Origin of the sequence: Phenylobacterium sp. Root700, from assembly GCF_001429025.1 — a bacterium.
GTDB lineage: Bacteria > Pseudomonadota > Alphaproteobacteria > Caulobacterales > Caulobacteraceae > Phenylobacterium.
The window spans coordinates 23641-41928 of record NZ_LMHT01000010.1 but is presented as its reverse complement, the minus strand read 5'-3'; the positions used below and the strand labels follow the sequence as shown (position 1 = coordinate 41928).

The window sequence follows — 18288 nt, the reverse complement described above, 5'->3', positions numbered from 1 at the left end:
TGGCGGCTCACCACCAGCTAAGATCGGTGCGCTTGCCGTCGAGGATCACGCCCTTCAGCCGGGCGCGGCCGTCGTCGCCCACCGAGACCACCGCGAAGGCCGGCGCCGCGTCGTCGCCGACCCGGCGTTGCAGGACCTTCTCCATGGCCTCGGCCTCGGCTTGGGCGGCGTGGAAGCGGTCGACGCCGATATCGAGGGTCACCGCCTCGGCGTTCGCGCCGGCGTCGCCGATCGCCATGCGCGAGCAATAGACCCCGCCCTTGACCAGCACGTCGCCGCCGAACGCCTTAGCGGCCTCCCGCGTCGGAGCGGCGCCCACGAAGCGATGCTGGCCGCCGGTCGCGCGCAGGGCCAGCCAGCCGCCTTCGCTGATCGGCTGCGTGCGGGGCGGGCAGCGCTGGCCGGTCGGCAGCCCCTGGGTCAGGCGTAGAGAGACATAGTGGCCGGTCAGCAGACTGCGCGGATCGACGGCCTCCATGGCCAGCACCACTTCGCGGCCAGCCGTTCGGGCGCGGCTCTCGAAGATCACCAGCCCGACCAGCACGGCGACCAGCAGCAGGCCGGCGCCGAGAATACGCAGAGGCAGTCGCCTGATCATGCCTTCACCCTCCGGCCGCGGGTCAGGAACCCGGCCGCCAGGGCGATCAGGGCGCAGGCGGCGAACAACCCCGCCGCGGTCATCAGGCCAAGGCCCAGGTCGAACAGGATCGTGCAGACCCCGGCGATGATCGCCACGACGCCGGCCGCCGTGACCATCCCCTGGCGGTCATGCATGCCCAGCGCGATCACTCCGCCAGCGACCACCAGCCAGGCGGCGCGATGGGCGATCAGATAGGCGCCCTTCAGATCATCGAAGCCGCCGACCGCGAACAGGGCCAAGGCGCCCCAGACGAACCACAAGAAGAAGATCACCGCCGTGCGCCGGTCGGAAAGCTGCCGCGCCGCGCCGGCCAGCAGGCCGAGCACCACGCCCCCCGCCACCAGCCCGCTTGCGCCCCAGGTCTGTTCGTAGAGCGCCAGCACCGCGATCAGTCCGATGATCAGCGCCACACTGGACGCATGGGCCAGCGGCTTGGAGTTCCAGAGCCAGGCCAGCGCCATCCCGACCGGGGCGGCGAAGATCAGCCAGCGGCTCTCTTCCTTGTCGAAGCCCCCGGCGAACTCGCCCAGGCAGATCAGGGCCAGGGCCGCGACGCCGGCGCCGCTGGAACGCCCGGCCAGGGCCAGCAGCCCCGCCGCCAGCCCGGCGCTGCGCAAGGCCCGCTGCGGATCGCCGGCGATGTCGAAGATCTGGCCGGTCAGGCCGATGGCCCCGGCATAGATCAGGGCCGCGACGCTGAGCAGGGTGTTGGTGAGGATCGGCCGCGTCCCGTCCTTGCTGAACCAGGACGCCGCCCCGACCACCGCCAGGAATACGCTGAGGATCAGGCCAAACCGCGCCAGGCGGGGGATCACGTCCCAATTGGCCGCGACGAAGGCGACGGCCGCGACACCCAGCAACAGCGCGCCGATGACGGCCAGGGCCACCGAGGCGTCCACCCGCCGGCCGTCGGCCACGCTGGCGAGCATCGCCTCCCGGTTCTGGACCGGAACCAGGCCGTCTTCGATCCAACGGTCCAGATCCCGTTCCAGCCGAGCCTTGTAGCCCGCCATCTGCGCCCTCCAGGCCGCTTCCGCAGCCTGGACCCTCGCCTAAGCCGCCAGCCCGCGCAACCTCAAGCGGCGACCGCGCGGCGGCCCTCGTCCTCGAACAGGACGTTGATGGCGTGCAGCAGGCGCTCGGCCTTGATCGGCTTTTCGACCACGCCGTCCATGCCCTGGGCGAGATAGCTCGCCGCGTCCCAGGGATCGGCGTTGGCGGTCAGGGCCAGGATCGGCACGTCGGCGGCGGCGCCGGCCATGGCCCGGATGCGGCGGGTGGCGCCCACCCCGTCCAGGTTCGGCATCTTGATATCCATCAGCACCAGGTCGAAACGGCCGCTGGCCGCGGCGCTCACCGCCTGCTCGCCGTCCTCGACGGTTTCGGTGGTGCAGCCGAACATCGCGCACAGGGTCTCGGCCACCAGCCGGTTGGTGGCGTTGTCGTCGGCGATCAGCACATGCAGGCCGCCTGGCGCGGCCACGGTCAGGTCGGGCTCGTCCGCCGCCTCCTCGCCGGTCGGCGCCGGCACGTCGAACAGCGGGAACTCGAAGCGGAAGGTGGTCCCGGCGCTGACATTGCCGCGCGCCTCGATGGTCCCGCCCATCTGGGCGACCAGCTGGCGGCAGATCGATAGGCCCAGGCCCGCCCCGCCCTCGCGCACCCCGGCCTCGGTCTGGCTGAAGGGTTCGAAGATGGTGGCCAGCCTGTGATCGGGAATGCCGACCCCGGTGTCGCGCACCGCGCCCTCCAGATGGACGTGGATGTCCTCGCGGCGAACCCTCAGCGCCACCTCGACGCCGCCCTGCCGGGTGAACTTCAGCGCGTTGCCGATCAGGTTGTTGAACACCTGCTTGATCCGCACCGCGTCGCCCAGCGCCCATTGGTCCGGCGCGCCGTCATAGGAGAAGTTGAGGCTCAGGCCCTTGAGTTCAGCCCGCGCCGACCACAGGGCCGAGAGGTCGTCGAGCAGGGCTGGCGCGCAGAACCCGTCTTCGGCCAGCTCCAGTTGCCCGGCGTCGGCCCGCGTCAGGTCGAGCGCGTCGGTCAGCAGCCGCAGCAGGGTCTGGCCGGAATCCTGGATGGTGGCGACATAGGGCCTCAGCGCCGGGTCGCCCAGCTTCCGTTCCAGGATGTCGGCGATGGCCAGCACCCCGTTCAGCGGCGTGCGGATTTCATGACTCATCACCGCCAGGAACTGGGACTTGGCGCTCAACGCGCTCTGCGCCTCCAGCTTGGCCTGGTTCAAGGTCTCGGCCAGCCGGGTCATCTCCTCGGCATGGGCGCGGTTGGCGGCGCTGGTCGCCTTCAGCAGCGAGAGGGTCGAGCCGACCCCGGCGTAGCGCCCGCCGCTGACCACCACGAAGCCCTTCATCACCTCGTTGGACCGCTCGGCCAGCACCTCGCCGCAGAACTCCGCCACGGCGGTGTCGCCCTCGGCGGTCAAAGGGCTGGGGTTCATCAGCAGCGAGATCGGGCGCAAAGCGTAAAGCGCCCGGCCATAGTGCGCCGCCATGGCGACAAAGAAGGCGTTCCGCTCCACCAGCCCGACCGGCCGCCCCTCGGCGTCGACCACCGCGATGGCCAGGGTCTCGGGCTCGGTCTGAAAGCGGTCATAGACGTCCTGCCCCAGGGTCTGCGGCGAGATCGGCGCAACCGGCTGGATCAGGTCAAGAAGAATGGCGGTCATCGAGGAGCCTTCCGCGTTCAAGCGGGGATTTAGACAAACTCGACTAATGGCAGGTGAATAGAACTTACAATTATTCTATCCACCCACGATTACACTGTAATAAAACTGAAACAAAAGCGTCACAGTTTCGATCGTCAAACAATATCTAAGTATATGCGAAGATATTTCAGAAGTAGGAACTGTCTCGCTAGTGCGCGGCGGACGGTCGCCAGGCGATCATGCCCTCGGTCCGCGCCCGCACCTCCAGCGAGGCCAGGCACGTGGCCACCGCCTCGTAGCCCGGCGCGCCCGGAAACGGCGCGACCCGGATCGGAGGGCTGTGATTAGCGGGGCAGAAGATGATCTCCTCGCCGGCGCCGACCGCGGTCAGGTCAAGGATCGCGCAGGATCGGGTCATCAGGAATAGCGGCCGCGCCTCGGGTCCTCGACGGCGCAGGCGGGCGATCAGCGCCTCCTGGGTCGGCTCGTCCAGATCCTGCTCCACCATATCGATGACGAAGGCGGCCGGCCCTTCGGCTTCCAGTTCGGCCAGCAACACCAGCAGGGCGTCCGACGCCGTGGCGCCGTCCTCGACCAGCCAGGCCAAGGCCTGATCGACCCGCGCCTTCAGGGCCGTGTCGGCCTCCAGCCGGCTCCGGGCCGCCGCGCCGCCGTCGGCCGATCGATCCAGCCCCAGGAAGACCGCGCCCGGCAGGGTCTCGGCCAGGCGCATGGCCAACCGGGTCTTGCCGCATCCCAGCGGGCCGGTGATGTAGTTGAGCGGCCGGACGCCCCGCAGCTCGAACCGCTCCCCGCCCCAGGGCCAAGGCAGGTCGAAGGCGACGCTGAGCGCATCGGTCGGCGCCAGCGCGCGCGCCAGTTCGCTGGCGGCGGGCGCCTGGCCCCGCGCCAGGTCGGCCCGTAGGCCGCGGACCCTTTCAACATTGTCGGCGACTTGGCGCAGCCGAGCCTCGAGCGCCGCCTGATGCGTGGCCAGGGCTGGCTCCAGGCCTTGAGGGTCGCCGGCCAGGACCCGCGCCACCTGGGCCAGGCTGAGGCCAAGCGCGCGCAGGGCGGCGATCTCGGCCGCGCGAGCCATCTCATCAGGTCCATAGACGCGCCATCCGGCCGCCGTGCGGACCGGGGCGACCAGGCCGCGTTGCTCGTAGAGGCGCAGGGCCTTGGCGGAAACACCAAGCCGCCGCGCGGCTTGCGACGGGTTCAGGAACTGGGCGGAAGAGCTCACGAATCACCTCGTTGTTGGCTGACCGCTCTGCTTATCGGGGCGGTCCCAGGGGCCAGGTCAACCAGGCGTTCGCGATATGGCGGCTGGAAACTGGACGACGGCGCGGCGTTTCGCCATGATCGCGCGTCCGCCTAGAGAGGGTTCATGTCTGAGATTGCGTTCGAGGCCCGGGCCTAACCGCCGAACCGGCGTCCTCGCCTAAGATCGGCTGTCAGGTCCGTTCGTTCGTACCCGCCCTCCCACGGGATTGGCGCGGGTGCGTCTCGTCACGCCTGAACGTCGGACATTCCATTGAACATCTCGAAACCGCAGCAACGGACGCTGCACGCCCTGGCTCAAGGGGGCAAAATCGTCATTGAGCGCAATGAGCGCGGCGACCTGATCGCAGCCGAGTGCATCACCCGCGACGGGTGGGCGCTGAGCGATTGCGATCTATTGGTCTTCAAGAGCTTGAAGAAGAAGCGGCTGATCGCCAGCCGGGAGGGCAAGCCCTACCTGATCACCAGACAGGGTCTGCTCAATCTCCGCAGTCAGCTCGACAACCGGACCTCAATGCGGATCTGGTGAGAACCTGAGGAAGTGGACGCGTGCGGCGCCGTAGTCGCGCGCGTCCAGCTTTTCGAAGCCGTCGACGGCGAAGTCCGGCTCATCCGCACCACGCTCGAACATCACCACCGCCCCGTCGGCCAGCCAGCCGCCTTCGGCCAGACGGACCAGCGAGATTTCGCCCAGCCCCTTGCCGTACGGCGGGTCGAGGAAGGCCAGGTTGAAGGCTGGGCCGTCGCCGCCGGGCCGCACGCCCAGATCGGTGGCGTCGCGGCGATGAACCCGCGTGCGGCCGAACAGCCCCAGGGAGTCGACGTTCTGACGGATCGCGCCGCGCGCCAGCTCGTCGGTCTCCACGAACAGGCAGAAAGCCGCGCCGCGCGACAGGGCCTCGAAGCCCAGCGCGCCGGAGCCGGCGAACAGATCGATGACCCGCAGGTCGCGAACCCCGGGCGACCAGGCGGCGTGTTCAAGGATGTTGAACACCGCCTGGCGCGCGCGGTCCGACGTCGGACGTGTCTTGTCGCCGGCCGGCGTGGTGATCGCCTTACCGCGAAATTCCCCGGAGACGATCCGCATCAGTCGCGCTTGGGTCCGCGCGGGCCAGATTTGGGCGGACCGGACCTAGGCGGACCGGAACGCGGAGCGCCCGATTTCGGAGGACCCGAACGCGGCGGGCCCGAGCGCGGAGGCCCAGACCTGGACGCGCCATCCTTGGGCGGCCCCGAACGCGGGGGACCAGACCTCGGGGGACCCGATCGCGCAGCGCCGTCGCGGGGCGGACCTGAACGCGGCAGTCCCGAGCGTGGCGCGCCATCGGACGACGCCGAGCGCGGAGGACCAGATCTCGGAGGACCGGAACGTGTCGCGCCGTCGCGGGGCGGACCCGAACGCGGCGGCCCGGAACGCGGAGCGCCGTCTGAAGATCCCGAACGTGGCGGGCCGGAACGGACATAGCCCGATTGTTCACCGCTCGCTGAACGCGGCGGGCCAGAACGCGGAGGACCCGATTTCGAAGGCCCCGAACGGGCGGGGCCATCGCGCGGCGGACCCGAGCGTGCGGCGCCGTCACGGGGCGGACCGGAACGCGGCGGTCCCGAGCGCGGAGCCCCATCGGAGGCTCCCGACCGCGGCGGACCGGAACGGACGTAGCTCGACGACTCGCCGGCCGCAGCCGAGCGGGGCGGGCCTGAGCGCGGAGGACCAGACCTCGGAGGCCCCGAACGGGCGGGGCCGTCGCGCGGCGGGCCCGAACGGACATAGCCCGACTGTTCGCCGCTCGCCGAGCGCGGCGAACTCGAACGCGGGCCACCGGAACGCGGCGGGCCGGACGAGAGTTTCGGGCCTCGCGCATTGCCCGAGCGGCCGTCGTCGCGTTTGCCGTCGAAGCTCTTGGCGCGGCCATAGACCGGCTTTCCGGCGGCGCGTGGCGGGCGATCGCGCGTCACGGCCGGAGCCTGGCCGGGAGTGAAGGTCCGGATGCCGCCGGGCTTGTCTTCCGCCAGGCGCGAGGAGCGCATGCGCGGCGCGACCGGCACCTGGGAGTCGTCCTGACCGGGACGCGGGGCGCGGCGCGGCTTGCCGCTGTGGACCTTGACCTCGATCTTCGGGGTCGCCCAGCCGGTCTTGTAGACAGCTTTCGGCTTGGGCACGCCATCGGACGGGGCGCTGACGCCGCGGCGGCCGGAGGGGCCGGCCTTGCCGGTGAACAGCGGCCGGTCGCCGGTGGGCATGAACTCGGCGTCGATATAGTCGGCGAGCTGCTCGCGGATCACGCGGGGGCCCACCTCCTCGATGTGGCCCATCTCGAGCGTACCGAGCGAGAACGGACCGTAGGACAGGCGGATCAGCCGCCCGACCAGCAGGCCCAGCGACTTCAGCACCCGGCGGACTTCGCGATTCTTGCCTTCGGCCAGGACCACGGTGAGCCAGATGTTGGCGCCCTGCGGGCCATCCTTGGCCTTGTCGATCTTGGCGTCGATCGGGCCGTACTGGACGCCCTCGACGGTGACGCCGTCCTTCAGCTTGTCGAGTTCGGGCTGGGTGATGCGGCCCCGCGCGCGAACGCGGTAGCGGCGGACCAGGCCGGTCGTCGGCTGTTCCAGGGCGCGGGCCAGCTCACCGTCGTTGGTGAGCAGCAGCAGGCCCTCGGAGTTGATGTCGAGGCGGCCGACCGAGATCAGCCGGGGCAATCCAGGCGGCAAGGCGTCGAACACCGTCGCGCGCCCTTTCGGGTCCTTGTGCGTGGTCAGCAGGTCGACGGGTTTGTGATAGCGGAACAGGCGCGTCGGTTCGGCCTGTTCGACCACCTCGCCGTCCACGGTCAGGATATCGCCAGGTTCGACCTTGACGGCCGGGGTGGTGAGAACGGCGCCGTTCAGGGCGACGCGGCCAGCTTCAATCAGCTTTTCGACATCGCGGCGGGACGCAACACCGGCTCTCGCCAAGGCTTTTGCGACGCGCTCACCTTGACCGGAGGCCGTCTCATCGTTTCGTTGGGGGTCGTGGATCATGATCAACGCACCATGCGCATCGCGCTTCGAGCCGCGCAAGCCGCCGCCGCAAATGGAGAGACTCCAGTTGGAGCCGTAATTGTCGATCCGACGACGCAGGAAATCATCGCCGTGGGCGCCAATGGACCGATCGGTAGTCACGATCCGACCGCCCACGCAGAGATTGTCGCCTTGCGGGAGGCGGCCCGGAAGCTTGGAAACTACCGGCTGACCGACCTGACCCTGGTCGTCACCCTGGAGCCCTGCGCCATGTGTGCTGGGGCGATAAGCCACGCCCGGATCGGGCGGGTGGTGTTCGGCGCCGAGGATCCGAAGGGCGGCGCCGTCGTCCACGGCCCGAAATTCTTCGAGCAGCCGACCTGCCATTGGCGGCCGGAGGTCACCGGCGGGATCTTGGCCGAGGAGAGCTCGGTCATGCTGAAAGATTTCTTCCGGGCGCGGCGGAAGAAAAAGGGCGGGCCGGTGGAGTGAGGGCGAGCGAGCCCACCCAAAGTGTCATCCCGGCTGGAGCGTAGCGGAAGGCCGGGACCCATTGCCTCCGCATCGGGTGGTGCACCTCGGCCAGCGCCAATTCCTGGTCTTCCGGCGCGAATGGGTCCCGGTCTTGCTGCGCAAACCGGGATGACATTCAGAGCGTCTACCCCCTGAACAGCTCCAAGAACGCCGCCAGGGCGGCGGGATCGCCGCGCTCGATCTTCACCTTACCGGTCTGCAGCGCCGTAGACATGGCCTGGGGCGAGGCCAGGGCGGCGACCCAGTCGGCCTTGGCGGCGGCGACCACCAGCGGCGGCTGCGCGCTTAGCCCCTTGGAGGTCTCGGCCACGCCGCGCCGCACCGCGATGGTCCAATCACCCTCGCCGGCCAGCCGCAGGCCCATGGCGCTCTGCGCGCTCGCGGCCTTTTCAGCGTTCAGCCGCACCGGGAAGGTGGCGACCAGGGCCGAGGCCGGGAGGCCTGCGGCCTGGGCGCCCTGGCGCGCGCCGACGATCTGCGTCCAGCCGGGCGCCTTTTTCTCCAGCTCGGCGGCGCGGGCGAGATAGTAGTTGCGGCCATTGGGCGAGACGCTCTCGTAGCCAAGCTGCCGGAACGCCTTGGCCTGGACCGCGTCCGCCGCGCCCTTCAGCCCCGCGTCGGCGCGGCCGACATAACCGGAAAGCTCACCCGCCCATTTCCAGCGCCCGTCGGCATAGGCCTTTTCCGCCGCCGCCAGGGCCTGAGGGGCGCCGCCCGCCAGGGCGACGATTTCCTTGGCTCTGGCCCCTGGGGCGTCGAAGGACAACTCGGCCGGATCGCCGCCGAACCAGCCCATATAGCCGTCGAACACCGAGCGCACCGACCACTCGACCGTGCCGTAGTGCTCGGCCAGGTACGGATCGGCGGCCAGATGGGCCGGCAGCTTCACCTTTTCGACGATCTCGTCGGGAGTCAGGCCCTGGTTCATCCAGCGGACCGTCTGGTCGTGGGTGAAGCGGATGGCGTCGCGATAGTTGGTCAGGGTCGACTGAATGGCCTCGGCGCCGGCCAGCGGCCGGGTGTGCGAGGGCACCATCACCTCCGGCTTCAGCGCCCGCATCCGGTCGAGCGAGTCCGCCCACTGCACCGGGTCGCGATAGCTGGTGCCGCGGATCGTGTAGAGGTTGGGGAAGGCCTTATAGATGTTGTCGCCAGGGAACAGGATCTTGCGGCCTGGCATCCAGACCAGGATCTGGTCCTCGGTCTCGCCGGGCGCATGCTCCAGCACGAACGTCTCGCCGCCGAGCGTGATCTCCAGCCGATCCTTGAAGACCGTGTTGGGCGCGATGAAGCCGCCCGAGCCGCCGCCGGAGAAGGCCGACAGATAGGGGCCGATCCCGACATTGACGAAGCCGTCCGGCGTGCCCTTGGGCAGGAAGACGCCGTACATGCGGGCCGCGCGGGCGGCGATGGCCGGGGCGGCGACGCCGTTCCACTTGGCGGCCTCGCGCATCAGGCTCTCATGGGCGATGATCTTGGCGCCCCTGGCCAGCGGGAACCCGGCCGCGCCCGAGATGTGGTCGTTGTGGTTGTGGGTGTAGATCACGCCGACAATCGGCTTGCCGCCCGCGTGGGGCGCGAACTGCGCCCAGACCTTCTTGGCCTCGTCCAGGCTGTCAGTGGTGTCGATGATCACCACCCCGGTCTTGCCGACCACCATGATCGAGTTGGCGATCCCGTAGCCGACGGCCGAGAAGACGCCGGGGGCCGGCTCATAGACCTTGGGCGGCGCGAACTCGGCGGTCTGGACGGCCAGCGACGGCGCGATTCTGGGGGCCGGTTCGCGCGCCGTGGCGGCGGTGGCGGCGGCGAGCGCGCCCATCAGGGCCAGGGTACGGATCATCGGCGAGCTCCTTATTTGGCACGGTCCGCGCCAAATGACGCGGCCGCCTCGCGAGCGTCAATGCTTGTCAGCTGAAATCCTGCCGCCGATGATGCCCGAAAATTAGATCATTAGGAGGAACGAACATGGGTCTATTGGACGGTAAGGTCGCCATCATTACGGGCGCGGGCGGCGGATTGGGCGAGGCCTACGCCAAGCTCTTCGCGAAAGAAGGCGCGGCGGTCGTGGTCAACGACCTGGGCGGACCGCGCGACGGTTCGGGCGCCGACACATCGGCGGCGCAGAAGGTCGTCAACGACATCGTGGCCGCCGGCGGCCGGGCCGTGGCCAATGGCGACGACGTGTCGACCATGCAGGGCGGCGAGAACATCCTGAAGACCGCCTTGGACAATTTCGGCCAAGTCGACATCCTGGTCTGCAACGCCGGCATCCTGCGCGACAAGAGCTTCGCCAACACCTCCGAACAGGACTGGGACCTGGTGGTGAAGGTGCACCTGAAGGGCACCTATTGCTGCACCATGCCGGTCTGGAAGTGGATGAAGGACAACGGCAAGCCCGGCACGATCATCATGACCTCCTCCACCTCCGGCCTCTACGGCAACTTCGGCCAGTCCAATTACGGGGCGGCCAAGGCGGGAATCTACGGGTTCATGCGCGTGCTCTCGATCGAGGGCCGCAAGTACGGCATCCGGGTCATGGGCCTGGCGCCGGGCGCCTTCACCCGCATGACCTCCGACCTGCCCGGCTTCCGTGACCGCGAGCCGGACGCCATGGCCCTGCCCGAGAACATCGCGCCGGGCGTGCTCTACATGGCCTCGGACCTGGCGGCCGATCACACCGGCAAGGTGCTGGGCGTCTCCTCGCGCGGCGTGCGCGAGATCAAGATGGTGCAGACCGACGGCTTCCACCCCGGCCGGCCCTACACCGCCCAGGAGGTGGCCGAGCACGCCGCCGAGGTGTTCTTCCCGGCGGCGGCGGAGCGCACGGCCGCCAGCGCGTAACTTCTACTTCGTCATCCTCCGGGCTCGCGAAGCGAGATCTGGGGGACCCAAGCTGGGTTGCAGAACTTGCCAGGCCGCTTGGGTCCCCTGGGTCGTCTTTCAGACGACCGGAGGATAACGACTGGTGGCGCGGCTTAAGTGAACATCGCAAGCCGCGTGTCCAGCTGGTCGCGGACGGTCGGCCATTCGTCGGCCAGGATCGAGAACATCACCGTGTCGCGGATGCGGCCGGTCCAGGTGATCCGATCCTGCCGCCGGATCCCCTCCTGCACCGCGCCCAGCTTCAGCACCGCGGCGCGGGACCGGGCGTTGATGGCGTCGACGTTGAGCGCGACCCGGCGAGCGCCGCTGTCGAAGGCGTCACTGAGCATCAACCGCTTGGCCGCCGGGTTCACGACGTCACCGCGAAACTGCGGGTGATAGTAGGTGCCGCCCACCTCCACCGTCGCGTTGACGGCGTCCGCGCCGATGAAGCAGGTCATGCCGACGCAGCGGCCGCCGGCCACCACCGCGTAGTGGATCCAGGTTCCGGTGGCCTTGTCCTTGGGGATCTGGACGTCCCAGCGCTGGTCGAAATGCTCCCCGGCCATGGAATAGGGATAGAGCGTGGCCCAGAGGTCGGGGTCGGCGTTGCAGGCCTCACGCAGGTCCTGCCTGTGCGTCTCCGCCAGCGGCTCCAACCGCACGAAGCGGCTCTCCAGGACCTTCGGTTCAATCTTCATCCAGCGCCTCTCAGGAACAGTTGAGCGGCCTGGATCAGATAGACAGCGCCGACCCCCGTCACGATCCACTTTGTCCACCTCTTGAAGTCCACATCGTTCATGCGGTCCAGGATGCGGCCGCCGACGACGGTGCCGGCCATCGACAGCGGGATGGCCAGGGCGAACATCCACCAGGGCGGCATGCCCTGGTCCGAGTTGATCAGCAGCGGGGTCCCGTAGACCAGGATCTTGGCCAAGTGCGCGAAGACCTGGGTGGCGGCCTTGGTGGCCACGATGGCGTGGCGGGTCAGGCTGGTGCGGACGAAGAACAGGTCGAGCAGCGGGCCGGCGACCCCCGCCGTCAGGTTGAGGCCAGTGACCATGAGGCCCGAGGCGAAGGCCTGGGGCGGGCGGGCGGCGTCGAGATTGATCATCCGCTGGGGCAGCCACAGCAGGCCGGGCACCAGGCCCATCAGCAGGTAGAGCACCGGCTTGGACGGAACCAGGGAGATCAGGGCGACGGTTCCGCCGGCGATGGCCGAGGCCAGGGCGTACCAGCCGACAATGTCCCAGCGCACGTGCTTGGCGTGCAGCACCGCGCGCCAGCCGTTGGCGACCAGTTGCAGGATTCCGTGGGTGACGAAGGCCGCCGACACCGGCAGCACGAAGGCCAGGCCGCCCATCAGGATCAGGCCGCCGGCCATGCCGAAGACCCCGGACAGGGTGGCCGTGACGAAGGCCAGTACGATAACGAACAGAGCCGCTGGAATGCTCAAAGGGTCGTCCTCCGGGTTGCGACCCGCCCCGATGGTGGACACAGGCCACCCACGGTCACGGATCTGCTGCGCGTCGCGCGCGAAATGTGCGGGTCCGCCCGCTCACCTTCCGGAGGAAGGCGCCGTCGCTCCAGGAACAGGGACCGCGCCGCTGGCGATCAAACCCGACGTCCTGGGAACGATGTTTGGTCTACACCCCCGCAAGCGTGGCCGTCGAGCGCGGCCAAAGAAAAAGGCCCCGGCGAACGCCAGGGCCTTTCCTAGAGAACCGACTGGGTCGGATCGAAAGATTAGTTCCGGAAGACGGCCGCCGAGGACGGATCGACCGGCATTTCGCGGTACTGGCGCACCTCGTGGCGGCCGACCACCATGTGGTGGACTTCGTCCGGGCCGTCCGCGAGCCGCAGGGTGCGGGTCGAGGTGTACATGCGGGCCAGCGGGGTCTTCTGGCTGACGCCGAGGGCGCCGTGCATCTGAATCGCCTGGTCGATGATCACGCAGACGCGCTCGGGCACCATGGCCTTGACCATGTGGATCCAGATCCGGGCTTCGTCGCGCGGCAGCACGTCCATGGCCTTGGCGGCCTTCAGGACCATCAGGCGCATGGCTTCGATCTCGATGCGGGCGCGGCTGACGATCTCGATATTGCCGCCCAGCTGGATGATCGGCTTGCCGAACGCCTCACGGGTCAGGCCGCGCGAGACCAGCAGGTCCAGGGCCTTTTCAGCCTGGCCGATGGCGCGCATGCAGTGGTGGATACGGCCGGGGCCGAGGCGCAGCTGGCTGATCTCGAAGCCGCGGCCCTCGCCCAGCAGCATGTTCGACGCCGGCACGCGGACGTTGTCGAAGATGATGTGCATGTGGCCGTGCGGGGCGTCGGGATCACCGAACACGTTCATCGGGCCGACGATCTTCACGCCGGGCGCGTCGGTGGGGACCAGGATCTGCGACTGGCGCAGGTGGGGCGGACCCTCCGGGCTGGTCTGGACCATGGTGATCATGATCTTGCAGCGCGGGTCGCCGGCGCCCGAGATGTAATGCTTCTCGCCGTTGATGATGTATTCGTCGCCGACCAGGGTGGCGCGGGTGTTGATGTTCTTGGCGTCCGACGAGGCGGCGTTCACCTCGGTCATGGCGAAGGCCGAGCGGATCTTGCCGGCCAGCAGCGGCTCCAGCCACTCCTTCTTCTGGGCCGGGGTGCCGACGCGTTCCAGCACTTCCATGTTGCCGGTGTCAGGCGCGGCGCAGTTCATCACTTCCGACGACATCGGATTCTTGCCCAGCTCGACGGCGATATAGGCGTAGTCGAGGTTGGACAGGCCTTCGCCGGTGTGGGCGTCGGGCAGGAAGAAGTTCCACAGGCCTTCGGCCTTGGCCTTGTCCTTGGCCACTTCCAGCACTTCGAGCTGGCCGGGGGCGTAGCTCCAGATGTCGGTCTTGTTCTCACCGAGGCGATGGAATTCCTCGCTCATCGGCTGAACGGTTTCCTTGATGAACCGACGCACATGCTCGAGCAGCGGCATCGCCTTCTCGCTCATCCGCAGGTCGTTGAGTTCGTCCTGGGGGTTCAGTGCAAAGCTGGACTTTGGGTTGCCCGCGTTCATCGTCATCTGGTCTCTCCCTGCGTTTGCCGGCGATAGGACTGACCCGATGGTCAGGGTCTGCGCTTCGCTTAAAAGGTAGACCGCAACCTTTGACCCATATTTGGTTTAAATCAAACAAGCGTTTTAATTTTACAGCGTCAGGCGGCGATCATCGCCGGGCGCGGAGACGCGCCGCAGGCGGCCAAGCTCAGGCGGCTCACGGATTTTCAGGCGTACAGCGGCGCCGGCTGGCCCATGGCGATGAGCGCCAGGGCCAAGGCCAGCACTGCAATGGCCGGGCCGAGTTTCAACAGAAGCATCATGGACGCGCAGATGGTAGCGACCGGTCGGTATCGCTAGTGCCCCGATCGCTGCATCGTCCTCAGCCCTGGTGGCAGACGGCCTCGACATTGTGGCCGTCGGGATCCAGCACGAAGGCGCCGTAATAGTTGGGATGATAGTGGGCCCGAATACCCGGCGGGCCGTTATCGGTTCCGCCGGCCGCGATGGCCGCGGCGTAGAAGGCGTCCACGGTCGCCCGGTCGGGCGCCGCCAAGGCCAGGTGCACATGCCCCGGCGAACCGCCCGTGCCGATCCAGAAATAGGGCTTGCCGTCCGAGCCGTAGCCGAGATGGGATTGCCCGCCCGACATTTCGGGCGTGACCTCCATCAACACCGCGATACCGAGCGGCTTCAGGGCCGCGTCATAGAAGGCGCGGGCCTTGGCGAAGTCGCTGACGGACAGTCCGACATGATCGAGCATGAGCTCTCCTCCGATTTGAGCGCCGCAGGCTAGGGCCGATCAGTCCAGATCGTGTCAGCAGCCCGCAGCGCTCGCTCGGCCTATTTCGTCGCCACCTGGTCGGCGGCGGAGCAGACGACGTCCAGCAGGGCCTTGTCCTCGGCGCTCTTGGCCGCCGCGACATTGCCAGTGCGCCAGTTGGCCGACAGTTCCAGCGGCTTCTTCGGCGAATAGCCGCCAAGGCTGATCAGGGTCTTGCCCTTGCAGTCGAGCGCGGTGACGAAGCCGACCCCGTCGGCCTTGCCCGGACCAGAAGGTCCCATGCGCGGCTCGGCGCCGGGCTTGCCCACCGCCTGCATCACCACAATCCGGCCGCTCTGGCCGTCGCGGTAGGAATAGTCGGCGTCGTAGGACCATTCGAGGCCGGTCGCCGTCTTGGCGTACGGCTTCCAGGTTTCGGCCTGGGCGGCGGATGCAGCGGCCAAGGCCGACAGTGCGACGATCGCGATTACGCGGCGCATGAAATATATCTCCTGGTAGGTTCCCTCGCGCCGGACCCTATCTGGGCAAGGCTCCCAGAACAAAGCGGAATCCAAAACGCCTGGGCTCAGCTTGACTCCGCCCGTCCCGAACCCTACCTCCGCGCTGCGTTAGCACTCAGGGGCCTCGGCTGCTAAAGGTCGGCCCCGGGCGTTTTCGCACCGCATTTCAAACGTCCCGAACGGAGACTTTAATATGGCGTTTCGTCCTCTGGGAGACCGCGTCCTCGTGAAGCGTGTCGAGGAAGAAGAAAAGACCAAGGGCGGGATCATCATCCCCGACACCGCCAAGGAAAAGCCGCAGGAAGGCGAAATCATCGCCGTCGGCCCTGGCGCCCGTGACGACAACGGCAAGATCCAGCCGCTCGACGTCAAGCCCGGCGACAAGATCCTGTTCGGCAAGTGGTCCGGCACTGAGATCAAGATCGACGGCAAGGACCTGCTGATCATGAAGGAAAGCGACGTCCTGGGCGTGGTCGAATAGCCACCCCGACGCCTTCCCTCCCCATCCACTACATTCTGAAAGAGCAGGAAAATGGCCGCTAAAGACGTCTATTTCGGTTCCGACGCGCGCGACAAGATGCTGCGCGGCGTCAATACTCTCGCCAACGCGGTTAAAGTGACCCTCGGCCCCAAGGGCCGCAACGTGGTCATCGAGAAGTCCTTCGGCGCTCCGCGCTCGACCAAGGACGGCGTCTCGGTCGCCAAGGAAATCGAACTGGCTGACCGCTTCGAGAATCTCGGCGCGCAGCTGATCCGCGAAGTCGCCTCCAAGACCAACGACAAGGCCGGCGACGGCACCACGACCGCCACGGTCCTGGCCCAAGCCATCGTCGTCGAAGGCCTGAAGTCGGTCGCCGCCGGCATGAACCCGATGGATCTGAAGCGCGGCGTCGACAAGGCCGTGATCAAGGTCATCGAGGAAATCAAGAATTCCTCGAAGAAGGTCACCACCAACTCCGAAATCGCTCAGGTCGGCACCATCTCGGCCAACGGCGACCTCGAAGTCGGCGAAATGATCGCCAAGGCGATGGCCAAGGTCGGCAACGAAGGCGTCATCACGGTTGAAGAGGCCAAGAGCCTTGAGACCGAACTCGACGTCGTCGAGGGCATGCAGTTCGATCGCGGCTACCTGTCGCCGTACTTCATCACCAACGCCGACAAAATGGAAGTTGAGCTCGAAGAGCCCCTTATCCTGCTCTTCGAAAAGAAGGTCTCCTCGCTGCAGCCGCTGCTGCCGGTGCTGGAAGCCGTCGTTCAGTCGGGCCGTCCCCTGCTGATCATCGCCGAAGACGTCGAGGGCGAAGCCCTGGCCACCCTGGTGGTCAACAAGCTGCGCGGCGGCCTGAAGGTCGCGGCCGTCAAGGCTCCGGGCTTCGGCGATCGCCGTAAGGCCATGCTGGAAGACCTCGCCATCCTCACGGGCGGCGAACTGATCAGCGAAGACCTGGGCATCAAGCTCGAGAACGTCACGATCGACATGCTCGGCCGCGCCAAGAAGGTCACGATCACCAAGGACGACACCACCATCGTTGATGGCGTCGGCGCCAAGGACGCGATCGAAGCCCGTATCAGCCAGATCAAGCGTCAGATCGAAGACACGACCTCGGACTACGACAAGGAAAAGCTGCAAGAACGTCTGGCCAAGCTGGCCGGCGGCGTTGCGGTCATCCGCGTCGGCGGTGCGACCGAAGTCGAAGTTAAGGAAAAGAAGGACCGCGTCGACGACGCCCTCAACGCGACCCGTGCGGCCGTCGAAGAAGGCATCGTCCCCGGCGGCGGCGTGGCTCTGCTGAAGGCGTCCAAGGCTCTGGACGGCTTCAAGGGCGACAACGCTGACCAGGAAGCTGGCGTGGCCATCGTCCGTCGCGCCCTGCAAGCCCCGATCCGTCAGATCGCGGAAAACGCGGGCGTCGAAGGTTCGATCGTCGTCGGCAAGGTGATGGAAAACACGTCCGCCACCTTCGGCTTCAACGCTCAGACCGAAGAATATGTGGACATGGTCCAAGCCGGCGTCATCGACCCGGCGAAGGTTGTCCGCACGGCTCTGCAGGACGCGGCTTCGGTCGCCGGCCTGCTGATCACCACCGAAGCGGCCATCGTCGAATCTCCGAAGAAGGCCAGCGCCGGCGGCGGAATGCCGGGCGGCATGGGCGGCATGGGCGACATGGACTTCTAAGTCCTACGCTCAAGCGCTCAGACGCTTGAACAAGATCGAGGGCGGGGCCGCGAGGCTCCGCCCTTTTTCTATGGGTGGTGTTTGGTCTGCCTCCCTTTCCTCCCCCGCTGCGCAGGGGAGGAAAAAGGGAGCTCATACAATCGAGGCTAAAGCGGCTGCTTCTTGGCGTCGCCGATGACGATGGCGCCGATCCAGCTGACCAGGCCGGTGATGATCGCCGCCAGCACGCCGCTCCAAAGTCCGTCGACATGGAAGCCCGGCAGCATCCAGGCGACCAGCATGATCATCAGAGCGTTCAGCACCAGCAGGAACAGGCCCAGCGTCAGGATGGTCAGCGGCAGGGTCAGGATGAACAGGATCGGCCGCAGGATGGCGTTCACCACCCCCAGCACGACGCCGGCGATCAGCAGGTCGACAATGCCGTTGTAGCTAACGCCCTTCAGCAGATAGGCCGCCAGGGCCAGGCCGAGGGCGGCGAAGACGGCGCGGGCGAGGAAACGGGTCATCAAAGGACTCCATGAAGCTTGCAGCGAAGCTACGCGCGCTTAAGTGTCGACCGCAACCTCGCCAGGAGCCCCCATGCCCTACGTCAACATCCGCATCACCGCCGGTGCCACCGACGAACAGAAGGCCGAGTTGATCGCCGGGACCACCGAGCTGCTGGTCAAGGTGCTGAACAAGAACCCCGCCGCGACCTTCGTGGTCATCGACGAGGTGCCCCCCGAGAACTGGGGTTCCAGCGGGATCAGCGTCGCCGAACGCACGCGGCGCGCCGCCGCCGGCGACTGACGAACAGGT

19 protein-coding genes are annotated in these 18288 nt (G+C 67.6%); 6 read left to right on the top strand and 13 right to left on the bottom strand.

The genetic code is table 11. The annotated features are described in order from the left end of the window. Nucleotides 1-7: 7 nt before the first annotated feature. The 4 genes from ASE02_RS05050 to ASE02_RS05035 form a co-directional block, all read right to left on the bottom strand. Complete coding sequence (locus ASE02_RS05050; protein ID WP_056731787.1) at nt 8-598, bottom strand: GDYXXLXY domain-containing protein; 591 nt, start codon at nt 596-598, stop codon at nt 8-10. After that, nucleotides 595-1653 carry a DUF2157 domain-containing protein gene (locus ASE02_RS05045; protein WP_056731785.1) on the bottom strand — a complete coding sequence of 353 codons (1059 nt, stop codon included), beginning with the start codon at nt 1651-1653 and terminating at the stop codon, nt 595-597. The genes ASE02_RS05050 and ASE02_RS05045 overlap by 4 nt, the downstream gene beginning before the upstream one ends. 62 nt (nt 1654-1715) lie before the next feature. After that, complete coding sequence (locus ASE02_RS05040; protein WP_056731783.1) at nt 1716-3329, bottom strand: ATP-binding protein; 1614 nt, start codon at nt 3327-3329, stop codon at nt 1716-1718. Nucleotides 3330-3516: 187 nt separating this feature from the next. Continuing rightward, nucleotides 3517-4554, bottom strand: a complete 1038-nt coding sequence (locus tag ASE02_RS05035; RefSeq protein WP_056731781.1) for a MerR family transcriptional regulator — start codon at nt 4552-4554, stop codon at nt 3517-3519. Nucleotides 4555-4845: 291 nt separating this feature from the next. Here ASE02_RS05035 and ASE02_RS05030 point away from each other — a divergent pair, with 291 nt between their 5' ends. Continuing rightward, the gene (locus ASE02_RS05030) at nt 4846-5121 is read left to right on the top strand and encodes a YjhX family toxin (protein ID WP_056731779.1); all 276 of its coding nucleotides are present in this window, start codon (nt 4846-4848) and stop codon (nt 5119-5121) included. Here ASE02_RS05030 and rsmD read toward each other — a convergent pair. Both rsmD and ASE02_RS23300 read right to left on the bottom strand, forming a co-directional pair. Beyond that, nucleotides 5104-5679: a 16S rRNA (guanine(966)-N(2))-methyltransferase RsmD gene (gene rsmD, locus ASE02_RS05025; protein ID WP_056731777.1), complete on the bottom strand. Its 576-nt coding sequence runs from the start codon at nt 5677-5679 to the stop codon at nt 5104-5106. The genes ASE02_RS05030 and rsmD overlap by 18 nt on opposite strands. Further along, nucleotides 5679-7613 carry a pseudouridine synthase gene (locus tag ASE02_RS23300; protein ID WP_082601887.1) on the bottom strand — a complete coding sequence of 645 codons (1935 nt, stop codon included), beginning with the start codon at nt 7611-7613 and terminating at the stop codon, nt 5679-5681. Before ASE02_RS23300 ends, rsmD begins: the two co-directional genes overlap by 1 nt. Nucleotides 7614-7625: 12 nt before the next feature. On the opposite strand from ASE02_RS23300, the gene tadA reads away from it, so the two are divergent. Then, nucleotides 7626-8084, top strand: coding sequence for a tRNA adenosine(34) deaminase TadA (tadA, locus tag ASE02_RS05015; protein ID WP_056731775.1), 459 nt, complete (start codon nt 7626-7628; stop codon nt 8082-8084). A 166-nt stretch (nt 8085-8250) separates the two neighbouring features. Here the strand turns inward: tadA and ASE02_RS05010 are convergent, their stop codons facing one another. After that, entirely contained in the window at nt 8251-9969 is a 1719-nt protein-coding gene (locus tag ASE02_RS05010) for an alkyl sulfatase dimerization domain-containing protein (RefSeq protein ID WP_056731773.1), read from the bottom strand. 125 nt (nt 9970-10094) lie between these two features. On the opposite strand from ASE02_RS05010, the gene ASE02_RS05005 reads away from it, so the two are divergent. Beyond that, the gene (locus ASE02_RS05005) at nt 10095-10970 is read left to right on the top strand and encodes an SDR family oxidoreductase (protein WP_056731771.1); all 876 of its coding nucleotides are present in this window, start codon (nt 10095-10097) and stop codon (nt 10968-10970) included. Between the two features lie 134 nt (nt 10971-11104). Here the strand turns inward: ASE02_RS05005 and ASE02_RS05000 are convergent, their stop codons facing one another. From ASE02_RS05000 to ASE02_RS04980, 5 genes are all read right to left on the bottom strand, one after another. Beyond that, a complete protein-coding gene (locus tag ASE02_RS05000; RefSeq protein WP_056731769.1) occupies nt 11105-11692 on the bottom strand; it encodes a GNAT family N-acetyltransferase in 588 nt (195 codons plus the stop codon). After that, entirely contained in the window at nt 11689-12447 is a 759-nt protein-coding gene (locus ASE02_RS04995) for a sulfite exporter TauE/SafE family protein (RefSeq protein ID WP_056731767.1), read from the bottom strand. Before ASE02_RS04995 ends, ASE02_RS05000 begins: the two co-directional genes overlap by 4 nt. A 290-nt stretch (nt 12448-12737) precedes the next feature. After that, entirely contained in the window at nt 12738-14051 is a 1314-nt protein-coding gene (locus ASE02_RS04990) for an acyl-CoA dehydrogenase family protein (protein ID WP_369818524.1), read from the bottom strand. A 361-nt stretch (nt 14052-14412) separates the two neighbouring features. Next, entirely contained in the window at nt 14413-14793 is a 381-nt protein-coding gene (locus ASE02_RS04985) for a VOC family protein (RefSeq protein ID WP_056731763.1), read from the bottom strand. Between the two features lie 80 nt (nt 14794-14873). Then, entirely contained in the window at nt 14874-15293 is a 420-nt protein-coding gene (locus ASE02_RS04980) for a hypothetical protein (protein ID WP_056731761.1), read from the bottom strand. Between the two features lie 214 nt (nt 15294-15507). On the opposite strand from ASE02_RS04980, the gene groES reads away from it, so the two are divergent. Further along, the gene (gene groES, locus ASE02_RS04975; RefSeq protein ID WP_056731760.1) at nt 15508-15795 is read left to right on the top strand and encodes a co-chaperone GroES; all 288 of its coding nucleotides are present in this window, start codon (nt 15508-15510) and stop codon (nt 15793-15795) included. Nucleotides 15796-15846: 51 nt separating this feature from the next. Beyond that, complete coding sequence (gene groL, locus ASE02_RS04970; protein ID WP_056731758.1) at nt 15847-17490, top strand: chaperonin GroEL; 1644 nt, start codon at nt 15847-15849, stop codon at nt 17488-17490. A gap of 146 nt (nt 17491-17636) precedes the next feature. On the opposite strand, the gene ASE02_RS04965 is transcribed toward groL, so the two are convergent. Then, a complete protein-coding gene (locus ASE02_RS04965) occupies nt 17637-17996 on the bottom strand; it encodes a phage holin family protein (protein ID WP_056731994.1) in 360 nt (119 codons plus the stop codon). A 73-nt stretch (nt 17997-18069) separates the two neighbouring features. Here ASE02_RS04965 and ASE02_RS04960 point away from each other — a divergent pair, with 73 nt between their 5' ends. Then, on the top strand, nt 18070-18279 hold the full coding sequence (locus ASE02_RS04960) for a 4-oxalocrotonate tautomerase family protein (RefSeq protein WP_056731757.1): 210 nt from the start codon (nt 18070-18072) through the stop codon (nt 18277-18279). Nucleotides 18280-18288: the final 9 nt, after the last annotated feature.

Coding starts and splice junctions, on each gene's coding strand:
- ASE02_RS23300 (WP_082601887.1), bottom strand. CDS start 7,613: ATGATCCACGACCCCCAACGAAACGATGAGACGGCCTCCGGTCAAGGT.
- ASE02_RS05045 (WP_056731785.1), bottom strand. CDS start 1,653: ATGGCGGGCTACAAGGCTCGGCTGGAACGGGATCTGGACCGTTGGATC.
- ASE02_RS04980 (WP_056731761.1), bottom strand. CDS start 15,293: ATGCGCCGCGTAATCGCGATCGTCGCACTGTCGGCCTTGGCCGCTGCA.
- ASE02_RS04985 (WP_056731763.1), bottom strand. CDS start 14,793: ATGCTCGATCATGTCGGACTGTCCGTCAGCGACTTCGCCAAGGCCCGC.
- ASE02_RS05040 (WP_056731783.1), bottom strand. CDS start 3,329: ATGACCGCCATTCTTCTTGACCTGATCCAGCCGGTTGCGCCGATCTCG.
- ASE02_RS05050 (WP_056731787.1), bottom strand. CDS start 598: ATGATCAGGCGACTGCCTCTGCGTATTCTCGGCGCCGGCCTGCTGCTG.
- rsmD (WP_056731777.1), bottom strand. CDS start 5,679: ATGCGGATCGTCTCCGGGGAATTTCGCGGTAAGGCGATCACCACGCCG.
- ASE02_RS05005 (WP_056731771.1), top strand. CDS start 10,095: ATGGGTCTATTGGACGGTAAGGTCGCCATCATTACGGGCGCGGGCGGC.
- ASE02_RS04960 (WP_056731757.1), top strand. CDS start 18,070: ATGCCCTACGTCAACATCCGCATCACCGCCGGTGCCACCGACGAACAG.
- ASE02_RS05000 (WP_056731769.1), bottom strand. CDS start 11,692: ATGAAGATTGAACCGAAGGTCCTGGAGAGCCGCTTCGTGCGGTTGGAG.
- groES (WP_056731760.1), top strand. CDS start 15,508: ATGGCGTTTCGTCCTCTGGGAGACCGCGTCCTCGTGAAGCGTGTCGAG.
- ASE02_RS04990 (WP_369818524.1), bottom strand. CDS start 14,051: ATGAACGCGGGCAACCCAAAGTCCAGCTTTGCACTGAACCCCCAGGAC.
- groL (WP_056731758.1), top strand. CDS start 15,847: ATGGCCGCTAAAGACGTCTATTTCGGTTCCGACGCGCGCGACAAGATG.
- tadA (WP_056731775.1), top strand. CDS start 7,626: ATGCGCATCGCGCTTCGAGCCGCGCAAGCCGCCGCCGCAAATGGAGAG.
- ASE02_RS05010 (WP_056731773.1), bottom strand. CDS start 9,969: ATGATCCGTACCCTGGCCCTGATGGGCGCGCTCGCCGCCGCCACCGCC.
- ASE02_RS04965 (WP_056731994.1), bottom strand. CDS start 17,996: ATGACCCGTTTCCTCGCCCGCGCCGTCTTCGCCGCCCTCGGCCTGGCC.